The following is a 13,819-nucleotide window of genomic DNA, read 5'->3' as shown; positions in this document are numbered from 1 at the left end:
GGGTTTGACCGCTGACCGCCGTTGGACGCCGCGACCGGTTGGTTTGGTCGCAGGTGTCCGCTTCACCGCGGTACGGCGTGTGTGCGTTCTGCCGGGCATGCGTTGCCTCCTGTTGAAGGGAACTGCCCTTGGCGTCCGGTTCGTTCGTCGCCGCTGGGAATCTATGCCCCGCTGATTCGTTTGCCAACGCCAAACGTGAACAACCGGCACATCACGACGACGGAGACCTACGCGCGGGTGTCAGATGACTCCCTCAGGCAGGTGATGCGATCGCGTCTGTCGGCCTGCTCACTCCGGCGCACTGGTCGTCAATAGCGTCGCCCGCGATCAGGCCGGTCGCCTCGGGGTCGGCCTTGGCCCCGCGGACCCCCACCACCCCGACGTTCCTCCGGCGGTCGCGCCTCGCTGACGTTCAATACCTGCCCCTTCAGTTCGGTTCCACTGAGAGCGGCAATGGCGGCGATGGCTTCGGCCTTGGTGGGCATCTCCACGAACCCGAACCCCCGCGGCTGGGCAGTGTACCTGTCCCGGACCACGGTGGCAGATTCCACTTGGCCGTGAGGTGAGAATAGCTCCTTCAGCTCGTCGTCCGTGACTTCGGGCGACAGTCCCCCGACGTAGATTTTCATGATCACCCCTTCTTCTGACGCACCGCTCGAGTGCGCCTTCGGGCGGTCCGTGCCGACCCGCTGTCAGCAAGAACGGTCAAGAGTGGTTTCAATCCGAAGGTTATTCTGGCGATCCTCCAGCGCGCCCTCGGCCACCGGCACATCACGACGGCGTGAGACTATGCGCAACCGCGAGATGATGCTCTGCAGCGCGCGGTGGGAGCGATCGGGACTTCTACCGCCGAACGGCGGGGGCACGATCCCGGGCACTTACTCGGCTTTGCCGCTAGTGATGGCAGGTTTGGTCTTGTTCCGGTTTCTCTTCAGCAGGGCGCGGGCCGCTCGACGATCACGCGTAGTGCGGGGATCAGGGCGGCGGACCTCGCTGACCTCAAGCGCACCTCCCAGGCTGGTGCAGCCGTCGAGGGCGGCAATGGCGGCGACCGCTTCACGGCAGACCGGCATGTCGACGAAGCCAAATCCGCGGGGCGCACCGCTCAGATGGGCCTTCATGACCTCCGCAGACGCAACCGTACCAAAAACTGCAAATGCCCGCCGAAGCTGCTGGTCAGTCACCGCATTCAGCAATCCACCCACGTAGATCTTCACGCAACCAACTCCTTCCGACCCCCCAATCAATCCAAGGCGGGCAGCAATTCAGGTACTCCAACTGCAAGATCGGCACAGGGCGGGTGGATTCCTACGAAAATCGGTGGCTCGCGAGCAGATCAAAGCGACTTGGGCAAATCACACCATCGAGTCGGAATCCGTCCGGTGAGAGTCCCAGAGGGCCCCTCGCGTGGAGACTCGTCGGGATGTTTCCCCCGATCGCGGTGCCGACCCCCTCTCCGAGGTGGCTCTGAACCTCGATGCAAGGCAGGCCGCGGCGAGAAAAACGCAGGAATAAACTTGCACATTCCCGGCCAATATCCGTATAACGCGTCGTGTAGAACGAAGCCTTAGACTTTTCTCGGACTGACCGCACGGTATTCTCCTCCCACGGCACTCACAGAAAAGCCCGACTGGTTTCACCCGGCCATCAGGGCCAGCGGACAGGGAGCGCCGATTCGTTCCCGCAAGTGGAAGGAAGTGTGCCATGGCGGAAGGTACCGTCAAGTGGTTCAACGACAGCAAGGGTTACGGCTTCATCTCGCAGGAGGGCGGCAAGGACGTCTTCGTGCATCATGAGTCGATCCAGGCGGAAGGGTTCCGCAGTCTTGCTGAGGGGGATAAGGTGGAGTTCGAGGTCGTCCAAGGTCCGAAGGGACCGCAGGCCGCGAACGTGCGCAAGCGCTGATTCGCCCATCTCACGACAAACGAACCCCCGGAGGGATAGCCTCCCTTCGGGGGTTCACTGTTGGCCTCTGCTTTGTCTGCCCGGTTTCGCAATGCGGACGGATTGCAACGAGGAGTAGAAGTCCGGAGCGTGAGCCGGTGCTGTGAATCATCGGCGACGTCCCGGGGAGCGCAGATCATGTCGCCCGCGAGTGCATGCTCTTCAGTTCTGATGAAGCGCGGCCGAGGTCGCCTCCCTCGGATTCGTCGCAGGTGTTTCCTGCAACGGCAGGGAGGCCCGAACACTGACCGACTTCAGGTACGCATTGGGGTCGTGGTGGAGCGCGCCCTTTGGCAACAGGGGCCAGAAGGGTCCGAGATCCCGCCAAATGGTGTCAGAGTAGACGGGTGGGAGCTCATCTGTGTCCTGTTCAAAATAGGCGCGGAACGGGCGATCGTGGTCGAGGCGATGACGAACCTGACGGTAGTATTTGATCCGTCCTGCCCCTTCCGATGAGAGCGCACGGATCACATTCAGCCATCCGGGAATCCCCACGCCATTCACCCGAAAGCGCCTGGCGATCATCCGCGATGAGCAGGCGAAGCAGGTCACGTCAATCACATGGGAATAGAAGTCCGGCCACTCATAGTTCTTCACCCGCACGTTGATCGCGCGGCAGTTGTTGAGGAAGTGGAACGGGAAGGACAGTACACGTCCGGCGCGCTGGTAATCGAGATTGGCCACCGCGGCCTGTCCGAAGGCGGTCAGCAACGAGAAGGCGGGAAACGCGCCGGGAGTCATGTCGAGGAATCTCTTGGTCAGCTCGAAGGGTTCCTCTCCCGCATCGCTGTCCAACCCGAGAACGAAGTTGGCTTGGACGTAGGGCACGTGCCGGAGGATCATGTTGACCTGCTCGGAGACTTCCCTGACCTTCTCCACGCCGGTTGCCCCACCGGTCTTCGACTTCTCCCCGAGTTCGTACCACGACTCTATCCCCGGCAGAAGCACTTTGAAGCCGTTTCGTTTCAGGCGCCGCACATGATCCTCGGAAAGGACGGAGAGACTGCTCTCGGCGATGAAGTCGATCCGGTCCGGCGGCACGGCCTCTTCGATCGTCTGCATGGCATCGTTAAACCGCACGCCGAAGTTCGGATCATGCCATCCGACGTGCGGTCGCCGTAGCTTCGTGAGGAGGAAGTGCAGGTCTTCCTTGATGACGGCGGCATCGACCGGCTGGTAGGGAACCCCCGCGTCGATGCAGAAATTGCAGGTGTAGGGGCATCCCAGGCTGCCGATCATCGGGACGATCTTGATCAACGGGGCCTTGCGCAGCGTGGCTTCGAGGAATTTCCACCGTTCACGAACGCCGGGGAGTGAGACCGGCTGCGTCGACGCCGACAGGCACATCCCCAACGGGCGATGCCGTGAGCAATCCCGCAGTACGTCGCCAATCACCGTCTCGTCGGTGAAGCCAAGAACGTAATCGAAGTACTGCCGGGCGTCCTGGGGGTAGCATCGTGCGTGGGGGCCACCCAGGACGGTGATCGCGCCTTGGGATCTAAACAACTGGCTCAACGCATACGCCAGTTGCGCCGCTTCGGTGAACGCCCCGATGAAAACGAGATCGGGTTTCGCCGGCAGCTCATGACTGAGATCCTCAAACCCCGTATAGCACGTCAATGAGACCTCGTGACCCCGGGCTTCGCACCAGGTGGCAACCACTTGGGGCATGATGCTGGCGAAGTTGGCATTCATGACCCGGGCCCACAGCCCCGGTCTGGCGGAGTTGGACACGAGATCAATGATGCCGATTCGGAGCTTACGCACATGACCCTCTCAATCTGACTGTGTGCCAGGGGGGTGCGCCTCGGCGGAGCGGCAGTCGATCTGGTCCGCCATACTCTGCTGCATATTCACCCTTGTGAATCCTTGGTCTTTCACGAATCACCACGCCGTGCGGAGTCGTGACCGTTGTCGATGCATTATACAGGTAAACCGGAGAACTGCGCTATTGAATTCTGCGTGCCCCTGTGATCACTGTTCACGATATGCTGCGGATGGTCAACGTCGTCTTCCGTGGTGATGACCCGGCGACCGAGTTCCACGACCCTTGCGCCCCGTGAGGCGGGCAAGACAAGGATGACACTGAGGCCCGTGTGGTTCTTGCCTCGCGGACTTCTTGGTGTTACCCCAAGCTTTCGCCCAGTTCGACGACCTGTGGGATGTGCTGTACCCGCAGGAGCGACCCCGCCTGGTCCGGTCCCTGATCGCGACCGTCACCTATGAGGTCGCAGGTGAGGTACGGATTGCCTTGAAGCCGGGGGCGATTCCAGACACGGCGTGAGGCGGCAAGTGCGCGTCGACCACTGTTGATACCGCTCTGGCCGCCTTCGAGCCGTATCGCCCGCGACTCAGCAAGTTCCGTCGCTCACATTATTGGCTTGACATCGTGGAATATGGGAATACGTTGACTCGCGGTAGGTAGTAGGGACACAGGCGGGGAGGCAGCGCTGTGCGCGGTCACCGATCACCTCTTGTCTCCGTCCGGTCGGCGTTGATCGTCGGATCCAGTATGGCCGGCGATGACGGCCGTGTGCTGGTCGTGAGCACATAAGGGGGGATCGAATGGCGAGGAGAGAGCTGACGGGGCGATCGTGGTCCAAAGGGATACTGAGCACCATGCTCCTGGCCGGGGCACTGGCCTTGGCCTGCTCCGACAAGGGGACCGAGCCGAAGCCAGGGAGCTACCGGCTGTACGTTGCCAAGACGGGAGACCCAGAAGGGTGGGTGGCCGTCATTGACTGCGCCACGGACTCCGTCGTCGACACGCTGCGGTATGGGTTCCAGCGTGACGGCATGGGCATCGTGGCCTCACCGGATGGGAAGTACCTGGCTGTCACGGGTTCGGGCCGCCGCCCGCTGATCTGGGATGTGGCGGGAGGCGCCCCCATCGGCTATCTGTCGGTGCCGATGATGCCGCCTGCGTTCTTGCCCGACATCCACGCGGTTGTAGGGACACCATTCGACAGCACTCTTGTTTACTCCCTTCCGACCCTTGCTCCCACGACCACCTGGCCCGTAGAACTCATCTGGGCAGAGAAGGTACCTGGAAAACCGTGGGTTATGGGCATTGACCAACGGCAGTCGTCCGTTCCTAACGACGACGAATCGAAGCTGGCCATCTTTGACTACCAGGAAAACCAAGAGATCGATTCGGTGATCATCGAACCGGACGATCAGGGCGTCGGCTTTCAGGTCACCCGCTTCACGCTGTCCCCGGATGGACGGCGGCTGTACGCGGTTGGCGGCGGTGCCGGAGGCGGGCCGTCCCTGATCGGATATGATCTGGAGAGACGGCAGGTGGTGTTCAGACGAGCACTGTCCGTGGCCGTTGGCTACTGCCGAGTTACACCCGATGGCAGAGAGGTATGGGTTTCCGAGCACGGATTCCTGTGGCAGACCCCAATCTACCCGGGGCATGTCATTGCATTCGATGCACAATCGGGCCACCCCTTGGACACGATCAAGACCGACGGCCTGGGCCCGACCCCCAATGACGGACTGGCAGTACTGGACATCAGGTTCTTGCCGTCGGGAGAGAAGGCATATGTGAACACGTACCACAGTGGTCCGGTTCTCGTGATTGACGTGCGTACGCACACAATCGAGAGGTTCATCCTCACTTCGGGAGGGTCGGCGCACGCCATCGACTTGGCTCCGGTACCATAGGAGGCGCGACATGCGAATATGGGTGCTGCACACTGCAGTGACAGCGCTATTGGCAACCGCCCTCTTGCTGGTGACGGCGGGAACTGGAGCCGGCGAGGCACTGACGGCAACTTGGACTACTGATCTTCCCCCGTTTTCGTTGACACTCGGTTAGATAGTCTTCCCTTCCAACTGCTCCTCAAACTCAATCGGACTGAGATCGTTCAGGCTGGTGTGCATGCGTTCCCGGTTGTACCAGCCCTCGATCCATGCCACGACCGCGCTCCGGGCCTCGGTTCGCGTCGCCCAGTAGGTTCCGTGCACGCGTTCGGTCTTGAACGAACCGAAGAAGCTTTCCACCACCGCGTTGTCCCAGCAGTTGCCCTGGCGGCCCATGCTGCCGCGCAGGTGGAAACGGGTGATCATGGCCGTGACGTCCTCGGCGCCGTACTGCGACCTGCGAGCCGAGTGACAGATCAGACCCGGTGTCGCCGCCCGCACACCCAGCGCCATGTCCAACGCACCGGTCACCAACTCAGTGGCCCGAATTCGCCCCTATTCCGCGGCCAGTCCGGCCGCCGTCTGGGTGCCCGGCAGGTTCAACTGCGGTTCGCAGCCCTGTGCCGGCAGGCCAGCATCACCCGCCCCGTCTCCGTCCACTCCCTCCGCCACACGTTCGCCACCCGGCTGTACCACAAAACCGGCGACCTGTACCTGGTCCAGCGGGCGCGGGGGCATAGGCAGATTACAACGACGGAGATCTATGCGAGAGTGTCAAACGAGGCGCTGAAGCGGGCGGTCACAGCGCACTGATATCGTGCTTGATTCCATCGTGTGAATCCGCCGAGATTCTGACGGGTGCGCGCGCGAAGCGGCACCCCTGATCGTCCTAATCGGACGAAGGACGGACGTAATGGCACAAGGTACTGTGAAGTGGTTCGACGAGCAGAAGGGCTTCGGGTTCATCGCCCAAGAGGGCGAAGAGGACGTCTACGTCCACCGCGATGCCCTCGGGGCGGAAGGGTTTGGCACACTGAAGGCGGGAGACCGCGTGGAATTCGACGTAGTCCGTGGGCGGCAGGGGCCGCAGGCCGCCAATGTGACCAAACTCAAGTCGAGGCCATCTCCGTTCGACTGATCGTTCCCGTGTCGGCTCGACAGTGAGAATATCCAAACGGGGTCCCTTGACCTTTCCCTGGGTCAGCGTCTCTATCTCTCCGTACCACGCTGGCGACGCCGCAACGGTTGGGCACTGAACCGCGGCGTTGCCTCGGATCCCACGGATGAGGTAGAGTTGCGCCAGCCGACTATGCCACCGAACCATTGACCTCTACGTCGTTCGCAGGACGCTGGGGCATAGGCAAATCACGAAGACGGAGATCCGTGCGAGTATGATCGACGCGGGTTGAGACGAAAGGCAAAGCGATGAGTACATGGCGGCACTTGTTCCTCGACGGCGAGTTCAGCCCGCGGCTGCGTCTGTTGTCCGGGCTAACCTTGGCGCAAGTTCTACGACGACCAGCGGGCGCGTCACACTCGATCTACGAAGAGCTCTGGCATACAGCGAAGTGGCAGACCATCGTGGTCGGACGCGATCAGGCGGCCCGTGACGCGTACTTGTCCGAAGGGTTCCAGTACCCTGACCAGACGCCGGATGACGAGCAGGCGTGGTCGGCTTTGGTGAAGGAGTTTCTGTTGGGGGCGGAGAAAGCGGTGGAGTGGGGGCAGTCATCCGAAGAACAGGCGGCCGAAGTCGAAGTCGGTGTGACGGTGAGAGACGTACTCGAAGGCCTGGCCGTACACAACGCCTACCACTTGGGCAAGATTGTGGCGTTGCGGCAGGCGATCGGTGCGTGGCCGCCACCGTCAGAGTAAGCGGATGTTGACCGAAGTGCCGCCACACCTTCGCCACCCGGCTGTACCACCGGACCGGCGACCTGTGCCTCGTCCAGCGCGCGCTGGGGCACCGGCAGATCACGACGACGGAGATCTACGCCAAGGTGGGGGAGGAGCAGCTGAGGCAGGCGGTGAGGATATCGTGAATGTCGCTCTCCCGGCTACTCGGATGTGATTGATCGCATGACCTCGAGGGCTTTGTTGGCCATCCGGTCTTGGAATTCGGCCAGTTCCTCCGCCGAATGCCGTGTCTTCAGGAACGTCCGGGTTTCCACGAATATCTCTTGCTCGGTGCGCAGCAAGAGCGGCAGGAAGCCGGTGCCTTCCGTATTGTCCAGCGGACCGACGTTGACATAGCTCACTCTGTCCCTCTCCCTGTAGGGCCAAATGAGGCGCTTGATGCGGAGCGACTCCGTCCACAGGGGAGCGTCGGCGCCATTCCACAGAGCTTCCGGGCTGCGTCCGGCCTCGACCCACAACGGAAGGGCAATCGCGCACAGCGGCTGACCGGGAATGACCCATAGGGTCGCCAGCGATTGCGGATCGTCGGGCTTCCGCCCTACCATCACGACCGCCGCGGCCGTCAACTGCCGGCTGATACAATCTCCCGCGTAGAGCCAGTGGTCCTCTCCGGCCGGGGTGTTCTTCAACTCGTCAAGCTCCGGATGGTCCAAGAGCACGTGACCGAGGTCGCGCGTGAATCGGTGCAGGATGTCCTGATGGGCGATCGGGCGGGGAGCGGCCTTTTGGAATAGCGCGCTCGCCCGGCGGAACCGCAGGTAGCCCGCGCCGTCGCCCTCTGTTCCGCTCCGGGAGAAGTTGGTGACCACGAGGTATCTCTCTGCCGGTGTCGCAGCATCGGACTTCGCGAACCCATGGTTGTGAACCTCGAAGAGGAACGCTCTGCCCGACGCGTCCATCACGGCGAAGTTGTCGCCCTGGCTGCCAAACTCCGGCCCGAGGTTGGCCTCCAGATAGGCCTCGAAGTCCTCCACGGTGCGGCAGGTTCGCAAGGCGTCGGCCATGATCACGCCCTCAAGGTCGGCGGTCTCCCCGCTGGTGCTGGGGAGGTTGTAGGCATCGGTGTTGATGATCCCGAAGCCGGCCGCGTTCAGCCCCGCAAAGCACTTCCGTCCCGAAGCGTCGTCGGCATTGGTCAAACCCAGATACGAGAACGGCAGATCACGCACGAAGACAACCTTGTTGGACTGGGTGTCGGTGTCCCGGTTCTTCCAGAGCATGGGACGACCGGCAACGGACGCTTGCGGGCTTACGATCGCCGCCGTGCATCCACCTTGCGCGACGGTTGCCGGGGATCCTGTGCCGAGGATCAACGCCATCCCGGCAAGGGCCACTATTCTGTTCATTCTTGCCTCGCTTGAGACTCGGTTCATACCCGGCCACCCAATACCCTACGGCCAAAGAACTCCGGCTCGATGGCCCCTTGTCAACCACGCATTACCTCCACGTGAGGCAGACGGCGCCCACTCGTCCAGCGCGCCCTCGGGCACCGGCACATCACCACGACGGAAATCTATGCGCGGGTGGGGGATCGGGCGCTGAGGCGGGCGGCGGCGGGCACTTGATCAACCGAACGACTCTGCCCAGGCCACTTGTCTCTGGGAAGCTGCGGTCCCGCAAGATTCCATTTCGCCGAACAAAGCCAACATCTCGGCTTTCTGCCGATCGCCGAGAAGTTGTTCTGCCATCGGAAACAGAAGGTGATCCTCTCTCTCGATGTGGGCACGCCAGAGTACGACGGAGTCGCGAATCGTCTGAACGAGGGCGTGCGCGGCCTCCCCGTCTCCGTGCATGGCCGGCTCGAGCTTCAACTCAATCGCCGCGACCATCTCGCGCACCTGTGCGTGTTCGTCCAGCATGATGCCGATCGGGCCTCCGCCGCGGGGCACACCCATCTGCTCCAGGCGCACAAACAGGACCGTCTCTTCCTTCTGAAAATGGACTCCATCCGCGAACTCACGGAGGAACTTGAGAGCGCAGAGGACAAAGATGCCGTTCAGGGGGTTGCCATTATCCACGCGGATGGCCTCGGTCGCCATGGCGTTCAGCACACGTTGGATCAGCTGGTGTTCGGCTCTGAGTGACTGGCAGAGTTCAGCCAAACCTCGTACTCCTCAATCCCCCCCGCTTCGAATTGCCATCTCACTGACCTTATCGGCGGCGGGGAAGCGGAAACTGTGCGCTTTCACAGGCGACAACAAGTCCATGTGCAGGCGGGAGATGGAGCGCTCCAGCGGGCCGCTTGCCTCGGTTCTTGATCTGACCGGTCCAGCACTTGCCCCCGCGATCTTCGTTGTGGTGGCAACCGATTCGGCATTCTATCTTGAATCCGGAGTGCATATTCTCGTGGGGTCGGTTCCATGATTGGCCAGACCATCTCCCACTACAAGATCACCGCCAAGCTCGGCGAAGGCGGCATGGGGGAAGTGTATCTGGCCACCGACACGAATCTCGGTCGATTGGTGGCCATCAAGTTCCTCGCGGCCAACCGGGCGGCCGATCCCGAGGCGCGTCAGCGTTTCATCCATGAGGCCAAGGCGCAGGCGATGCTGAGCCATCCCGGCATCGCCACGTTCCATGATGTCGGCGTGGCGGAGGGGCGCGCCTTCATTGTCATGGAGTATATTGAGGGGGCCCCTCTTCCCAAACTGGCCCTCGCTGAAGATCTCTCCCTCAGCGAGGTTCTTGATTTGGTGATTCAGGTTGCCGAGGGGCTCCGGGCAGCCCATGAGCATGGAGTTGTGCATCGGGACATCAAGCCGGAAAACATCCTCGTCACGGCCAAGCATCAGGTGAAGATCACCGATTTCGGGCTGGCCAAGTGGAAGGGAGCGACCACACTGACCCGCGAGGGCACCCGCAATCCGTACGGGTGTCGATGTCTACTATGCTTGACAGGTCGCCAGGAGTCAAGTTACTTGGGGAAGGACGTACAGTTATGATCACCAAGGCGCTCGAAGCCAAGGTCATCTGCCCGGAAGATGTGAGGCAGCGTCTCTGGCAGACGCATGTTGTGTTCAACGACAAGGTCCGCGCCGTCATCCCGTACCTCTTCAAGATGAAGAACGGGCGGCTCGGTGAGGATTGTGAGTGTCTCTATCGTACCATTCGCAACAATCAGGATGCCACGGGCAAGCTGGAAGCGGTGACGCTCCCTCAGTGGAATTCCGCGAAGCCTCAGAGCGGCAAGCCGTCCGATGAATGGGCGGTCCGCGCCGACCGCATCCGTCGTTCGGGCCAACGGCCGTTTGCCCAGGAGGAACTGCTCCGGGGGCTGCCATCTGAGTTCCGACGGAAGATCCTTGAAATGGCTTTTCAGATGGTCAAAGGGCATGAGGAACTCCTGGCTGATTGGAAATCCCGCCACCGGGAATGGCGAGCGGACCGCGCAAAATGGGAAAGTGCACATCCGGAATTCATGGCTGTGTTGCCCATGTTCGCCGACTTCGAGAACAAGGACGGCCAGATTAGGGGGAGCCGCCTGCGCTGGAGTCTCTATCTCGAGTGTTTGTCCGGTTCTCCACAACTCGCGGCTTGGCGAGGCGGCACAAGCGAAATCACTCCGCTCTCGGAACAGGAGCGCGCGGAACTGACCCGTCCCGCTGACCAGTTCGAAGAATTCTTCAAGAAGAATCCGGAACTCGGTGAGCTGGATCGTCTCTACGGGCAATACCGCGAGCTCTTTCGAAAACCGAAGGGGCGCAAACAACACCATGATGGTTTCGACCATCCGCCCACTTTCACGCTGCCCGACCCGGTGCGGCATCCCCAATGGTACACGTTCAAGAACAAGGCATCATATAGGGCGCTTGATCTTGGTCCTAAGGCCTCGTCTCTGGAGGTCTGCCTGCCCGGTCATGCAGAGAGCGGAGGCCGTGGTGTATGGCGGACGCTGCAATTCCGCGGTGATCCGCGCCTGCGTCGGCTGACGTTCATCGGTCAGGAAGGAAGAGGGCGGAGGAAAACGACCTACCGGTACACCGATCCCATGTCCGGGCGGTGTTTTGATGCCGACCTCAAAGGGATCAAACTGCTCTTCCGCAACCGCCAACCATACCTGATGCTCACGCTGTCACTCCATGAGCAACGACTGCCCAAGATCGAGCGACGTCAGATCCGGATCCCCGGTACGCAGGGTGAGCGGTCGCGCCCAGCCCCGGTGGATGGGATGACGACATTGGCGGTCGATTTCGGGCATCGGCATGTCGCCGCGATCACGCTATGCCACTGCGACAACGGTCGTCCGCAGCAGGCGACCTTCATGCCACACTACCCGCACGGAAGGACCGGGGACCAAGGGGCAAAGCCGGTAGGCGCGTGGCTACCGAAGCTCCCAGGGCTGTCCTTTGACGACATTGGTGCGCACGACAAGCACCTCCGCGCACTGGTCTCCTCCTCATTCGCGGGGGCAGCCGAACGTGGTGGCGTGCGACGCGGACGCCACGTTGCCAGGGGCGGTACATCATTCGGGGAGCTGCGCGATCACATCAACAACATGAAGGAGGATCAATACAAGAAGGCCGCCTCACTCATCGTCGCAACGGCGGTCAGAAACGGCGTCCGGGCCATCTTGGTCGAGAATCTGAAGACCTACAAACCGACTCTGGAGCGCACGAAAACGGAGAACCGCCGTCGCATGCAGTGGGCCGTGCGTCGCGTCATCGTGTTCGCAGGTCAGTTGGCGGCCCTGTACGGCATCAAGGTCGAAGACTGGGTTCCTCCCGGCTACTCCTCCACGACGTGTTCTGCATGCGGCTGGCCTGGTTACCGGTACAAGGTGCCCCGCCGCAGCGAATGGGACCGCTTCTATGGACGTCGCGCGGGCCGCGAGTATGTGAAGATGGCGATACTCGAGCGCGGCGGGCCGCTCTTCTGTTGCGCCAATCCGCAGTGCACGAGGCGAAGAATCAACGCCGACGTCAATGCGTCGCTGAATCTACACTTGTCATACTATGGGCTGTTCGTGCGTCCCAGTTACGATCGCCGGACGAAGGCCTATGAAATCGGCGACACACGCGTTGCGGATGCCGATCTGCGCGCCGAGGTGGGTCGCTACCTCAATGGCCAGTGATGGATCGGCCGGCCGGCCCGAACTCCACTGTTGACGGAATCGCCTCCCGCCCGCATCTTACTCCCGCCCTTCCCGTGAGGGCGCCCTCCCGCTACAGGCCGGAGGGAGAACGTCAGGTTGAGTGTCAGGGGCCGATCAGAATCGACGATCGCTGGTAGAGGGTCGCTGATCGTTATAGACGACGGGTCAAAGACGGTCCACCCTTTGACGGAGGCCCTTTTCTGGGAGCGCGGACCCCGAGTGGCGCTTGGAGGCGCCCGGGTTCGCGACGAGTCGATGTACGTTGCAGAGCAAGGGGTTGCGATCAGGTCGCCGTGGCGAAGATGACACCTCGACGACTGCCATGAGGTGGGTACGCGGGTTTCGCGTCGGAGCGCATTGATCCCCAAGGAATTCGGCTCTCTGGGGCCGCAACGACATCGACCTGAAGAGCGGCTTGGACACTCTCCCAAAGAACTCGGAAACGTGGCGTTGACCTGCCGCAACGACATCGACCTGAAGAGCGGCTTGGACACTGTTGAGTGTGGTCATGGTCAAATCCCATCCTCTCGCCGCAACGACATCGACCTGAAGAGCGGCTTGGACACTGGTACATCGAAGGCAACCATTCACGGTTAGGATGCCGCAACGACATCGACCTGAAGAGCGGCTTGGACACCCGCCTTGAGGGCATGCGAGATAGTGACCGCTCGGCCGCAACGACATCGACCTGAAGAGCGGCTTGGACACCGATATAGGCGGAGGTTGTGCTATGCCATTGGGCGCCGCAACGACATCGACCTGAAGAGCGGCTTGGACACTATTTTTGAACAGTTGACGTATCGTATGTGATGAGCCGCAACGACATCGACCTGAAGAGCGGCTTGGACACACGGTCGGCAATTGTCCCCCGTTGCGTCTCGGCAGCCGCAACGACATCGACCTGAAGAGCGGCTTGGACACACAGCGCTCGCATCCGCTGCGTTTGACGGTCGGTGCCGCAACGACATCGACCTGAAGAGCGGCTTGGACACGCCGTGTTGCAGCCGGGGCTGCTCGCGATCAAAAAGCCGCAACGACATCGACCTGAAGAGCGGCTTGGACACTCCGTCCTCACCAACATCACCACCGGCGCCGCCGCCAGCCAGCGCTGCCGCTGGTTCGAGTTCTTCCAGCAGTCCACCTTGGCGCAGCGATCCTCGATCAGACCATTGATGTTCTCCAGGCAGTTGGTCGTCTTGAACGAACGGCCCAATTGCG

14 protein-coding genes, 1 pseudogene and 1 CRISPR repeat array are annotated in these 13,819 nt (G+C 61.7%); of the genes and pseudogenes, 9 read left to right on the top strand and 6 right to left on the bottom strand.

The annotated features are described in order from the left end of the window. Positions 1 to 308: 308 nt before the first annotated feature. Together AB1792_04125 and AB1792_04120 are read right to left on the bottom strand one after the other, a co-directional pair. Positions 309 to 629, bottom strand: coding sequence for an RNA-binding protein (locus tag AB1792_04125; GenBank protein ID MEW5701397.1), 321 nt, complete (start codon positions 627 to 629; stop codon positions 309 to 311). A 249-nt stretch (positions 630 to 878) separates the two neighbouring features. Next, positions 879 to 1,217 (bottom strand): RNA-binding protein, encoded by a 339-nt coding sequence (locus AB1792_04120; protein ID MEW5701396.1) that lies wholly within the window; start codon positions 1,215 to 1,217, stop codon positions 879 to 881. 487 nt (positions 1,218 to 1,704) lie between these two features. Between AB1792_04120 and AB1792_04115 the strand changes: the two genes are divergently transcribed. After that, the gene (locus tag AB1792_04115; GenBank protein MEW5701395.1) at positions 1,705 to 1,905 is read left to right on the top strand and encodes a cold-shock protein; all 201 of its coding nucleotides are present in this window, start codon (positions 1,705 to 1,707) and stop codon (positions 1,903 to 1,905) included. 201 nt (positions 1,906 to 2,106) lie between these two features. Here the strand turns inward: AB1792_04115 and AB1792_04110 are convergent, their stop codons facing one another. Beyond that, the gene (locus AB1792_04110; protein ID MEW5701394.1) at positions 2,107 to 3,711 is read right to left on the bottom strand and encodes a radical SAM protein; all 1,605 of its coding nucleotides are present in this window, start codon (positions 3,709 to 3,711) and stop codon (positions 2,107 to 2,109) included. A 355-nt stretch (positions 3,712 to 4,066) separates the two neighbouring features. Here AB1792_04110 and AB1792_04105 point away from each other — a divergent pair, with 355 nt between their 5' ends. Both AB1792_04105 and AB1792_04100 read left to right on the top strand, forming a co-directional pair. Beyond that, positions 4,067 to 4,228, top strand: a complete 162-nt coding sequence (locus AB1792_04105; GenBank protein MEW5701393.1) for a hypothetical protein — start codon at positions 4,067 to 4,069, stop codon at positions 4,226 to 4,228. A 281-nt stretch (positions 4,229 to 4,509) separates the two neighbouring features. Beyond that, entirely contained in the window at positions 4,510 to 5,613 is a 1,104-nt protein-coding gene (locus AB1792_04100) for a hypothetical protein (GenBank protein MEW5701392.1), read from the top strand. 150 nt (positions 5,614 to 5,763) lie between these two features. On the opposite strand, the gene AB1792_04095 is transcribed toward AB1792_04100, so the two are convergent. Next, positions 5,764 to 6,123: an integrase core domain-containing protein gene (locus AB1792_04095; protein ID MEW5701391.1), complete on the bottom strand. Its 360-nt coding sequence runs from the start codon at positions 6,121 to 6,123 to the stop codon at positions 5,764 to 5,766. On the opposite strand from AB1792_04095, the gene AB1792_04090 reads away from it, so the two are divergent. From AB1792_04090 to AB1792_04075, 4 genes and pseudogenes are all read left to right on the top strand, one after another. Then, positions 6,061 to 6,405, top strand: a complete 345-nt coding sequence (locus tag AB1792_04090) for a tyrosine-type recombinase/integrase (GenBank protein ID MEW5701390.1) — start codon at positions 6,061 to 6,063, stop codon at positions 6,403 to 6,405. The two genes, AB1792_04095 and AB1792_04090, sit on opposite strands and share 63 nt — an antisense overlap. A gap of 100 nt (positions 6,406 to 6,505) precedes the next feature. Beyond that, positions 6,506 to 6,730 (top strand): cold-shock protein, encoded by a 225-nt coding sequence (locus AB1792_04085; protein ID MEW5701389.1) that lies wholly within the window; start codon positions 6,506 to 6,508, stop codon positions 6,728 to 6,730. Between the two features lie 287 nt (positions 6,731 to 7,017). Then, positions 7,018 to 7,467 carry a DinB family protein gene (locus AB1792_04080; protein MEW5701388.1) on the top strand — a complete coding sequence of 150 codons (450 nt, stop codon included), beginning with the start codon at positions 7,018 to 7,020 and terminating at the stop codon, positions 7,465 to 7,467. A 29-nt stretch (positions 7,468 to 7,496) separates the two neighbouring features. Further along, positions 7,497 to 7,634, top strand: a pseudogene (locus tag AB1792_04075) (tyrosine-type recombinase/integrase). Positions 7,635 to 7,649: 15 nt separating this feature from the next. Here AB1792_04075 and AB1792_04070 read toward each other — a convergent pair. Beyond that, entirely contained in the window at positions 7,650 to 8,855 is a 1,206-nt protein-coding gene (locus tag AB1792_04070) for a hypothetical protein (protein ID MEW5701387.1), read from the bottom strand. Positions 8,856 to 9,074: 219 nt separating this feature from the next. Continuing rightward, positions 9,075 to 9,611 (bottom strand): hemerythrin domain-containing protein, encoded by a 537-nt coding sequence (locus AB1792_04065; protein ID MEW5701386.1) that lies wholly within the window; start codon positions 9,609 to 9,611, stop codon positions 9,075 to 9,077. A gap of 258 nt (positions 9,612 to 9,869) precedes the next feature. Here AB1792_04065 and AB1792_04060 point away from each other — a divergent pair, with 258 nt between their 5' ends. Together AB1792_04060 and AB1792_04055 are read left to right on the top strand one after the other, a co-directional pair. Beyond that, positions 9,870 to 10,451 (top strand): serine/threonine-protein kinase, encoded by a 582-nt coding sequence (locus AB1792_04060; GenBank protein MEW5701385.1) that lies wholly within the window; start codon positions 9,870 to 9,872, stop codon positions 10,449 to 10,451. Next, positions 10,448 to 12,580 (top strand): hypothetical protein, encoded by a 2,133-nt coding sequence (locus AB1792_04055; GenBank protein MEW5701384.1) that lies wholly within the window; start codon positions 10,448 to 10,450, stop codon positions 12,578 to 12,580. The genes AB1792_04060 and AB1792_04055 overlap by 4 nt, the downstream gene beginning before the upstream one ends. A gap of 407 nt (positions 12,581 to 12,987) precedes the next feature. Beyond that, a CRISPR array of direct repeats spans positions 12,988 to 13,665; the repeat unit is 37 nt; unit sequence GCCGCAACGACATCGACCTGAAGAGCGGCTTGGACAC. Positions 13,666 to 13,819 lie beyond the last annotated feature (154 nt).

It is taken from the genome of Candidatus Zixiibacteriota bacterium, from assembly GCA_040752595.1.
GTDB lineage: Bacteria > Zixibacteria > MSB-5A5 > WJJR01 > WJJR01 > JACQFV01.
The sequence above is the reverse complement of the archived record's forward strand: the minus strand, read 5'-3'. Positions and strand labels throughout refer to the sequence as shown.